The organism is Schnuerera sp., from assembly GCF_035459645.1.
Lineage (GTDB): Bacteria > Bacillota > Clostridia > Tissierellales > Tepidimicrobiaceae > Schnuerera.
Genome location: NZ_DATHXO010000134.1, coordinates 1 through 1,727 on the forward strand (window position 1 = coordinate 1; position 1,727 = coordinate 1,727).

A 1,727-nucleotide genomic window follows, 5' to 3' on the forward strand; every position below is an offset into this window, starting at 1 on the left:
TGGTGGGTAAAAGTATATGAACCAATTATTGAATGTATGGGCAGTGATACTGTTCAAATCAATGCATATCGTAATTTGGTTTCAACAACTCGAAGATTATATTATGAAGATTTTGATTATACTTATGAAATAGATATTATACTTGAATTATCTACGGAAGACTTACTTCGTGAAAAAACAACAGGATATGCATTAATTTTTATCGAAGATCAGAGAGTGCTTTATAATGGCAGAATTGTAGATGATGTAGAAATGTTAGGTGTTACTAATTCGGATATTTCTATAAAATTAGATGATAATAATGATGATGTTTTTAGGAGAGTGGAATGGGAGACACATACAAGATATCCAAATCCAAGATTTACCATTGAATGGAGTTATGGATATGGACCATTGAACATAGTTCTTAGTGGGCGTTCTTCTAACTCATCAGGATCTTTTGTAGTACCAGCATCTTCTTCAAACCAATATAAATTCATTAGCATAAATAATGAAACTCCAATCTTACGTGTTAGAGATAGTCATCAAACATTTTATTCAATTGATGAAACTAGTCCATATAGTGGGCGACACTATATAACTGCTGATTTTGATTTCAATATATTTTTAGTTAATCATCATACAATAGTGGACACAGATAGTTATACACTAAGAGGTGGATATGAGTAAATGAGGGAAAAAAGACTACTTATAATTTTAATCTTCATAATATTAGTTCTATTTTTTAGAACTATTTATAATCAAACATTAAGTACCGAGGAATATATATCTAGCGAGTTGCATGACCATTATGCAGTATTAACTCACATTGTAGCAGATATAGGAAAACATTCCAACCATGAAACTGATAATATTGATGAATTTTATATTAGACGTTTATTAGAGATATCAAGGAACTTTGAATTTGTTTTGAACCGTTATGAGAATGCACACAGTAAGAGTAAAGAGACAAAAGAGAATGATGTAAGAGAAATCACATCTTTGATAAATAATTATTATAATTTATTTGTAGATTCAGTAAGTGCAATTAATGAGACAGATTACGATACTTTAAATATGATAAAAAATGATCTTGAAAAATGGATTTTATGGATAGAAGAAAATTACATTTCTACTGACAAAGATGGCTATTATGTTTACAAAATGTATGCTTATGAAGATATGGTTGAAAGTGGACTAATAGATGAACTTGACTTAGCAGATTTTCAAAGATAAAAAACAATATAATTTATGAGGCTGACTCAAAATGAGTTTACTTAACTATTCTGAGTCAGTCCCTTTATATAATCAATATTATTTTATTCTTATTTGATGATATACTTTCTTACCTTTACGTAGAAGAATTTTACTATCTTTAAAATCTTCTAATGTAACGGTTCTATTAATATCTTCAATTTTTACATCGTCTATGGATATGCCCCCTTGTTCTATAAGTCTTCTACCTTCGCTATTGGATTTAGTAAGACCTACATTTTTTAGTAAATCCAATATACCTATACCTTCTTCAAAGACTGACTTATTAAATTCTGTGAAGGGTATAGAACCTTCTTCTTTGGAGCCAGCAAATAATGCTTTAGATGCTTTCTGTGCTTTAATAGCTTCTTCTTCCCCGTGGACCATTTTGGTTACTTCAAAAGCTAGGATTTCTTTTGCTTTATTGATTTCAGCACCTTCTAATGCTCCTAGCCTTTTTACCTCATCCATAGGCAAGAAGGTTAATAGACTCA

At 30.0% G+C, this 1,727-nt stretch carries 3 protein-coding genes; 2 read left to right on the plus strand and 1 reads right to left on the minus strand.

Translation table 11 applies throughout. The features are described 5' to 3' along the window. Together VK998_RS03105 and VK998_RS03110 are read left to right on the plus strand one after the other, a co-directional pair. A partial coding sequence (locus VK998_RS03105) for a hypothetical protein (protein WP_325225369.1) occupies positions 1-669 on the plus strand: 669 nt, incomplete at its 5' end. Next, complete coding sequence (locus VK998_RS03110; protein WP_325225373.1) at positions 670-1,215, plus strand: hypothetical protein; 546 nt, start codon at positions 670-672, stop codon at positions 1,213-1,215. It begins immediately after the preceding gene. 78 nt (positions 1,216-1,293) lie between these two features. On the opposite strand, the gene VK998_RS03115 is transcribed toward VK998_RS03110, so the two are convergent. After that, on the minus strand, positions 1,294-1,727 hold a 434-nt coding region (locus VK998_RS03115; protein WP_325225376.1), incomplete at its 5' end, for a S4 domain-containing protein.

Coding starts and splice junctions, on each gene's coding strand:
- VK998_RS03110 (WP_325225373.1), top strand. CDS start 670: ATGAGGGAAAAAAGACTACTTATAATTTTAATCTTCATAATATTAGTT.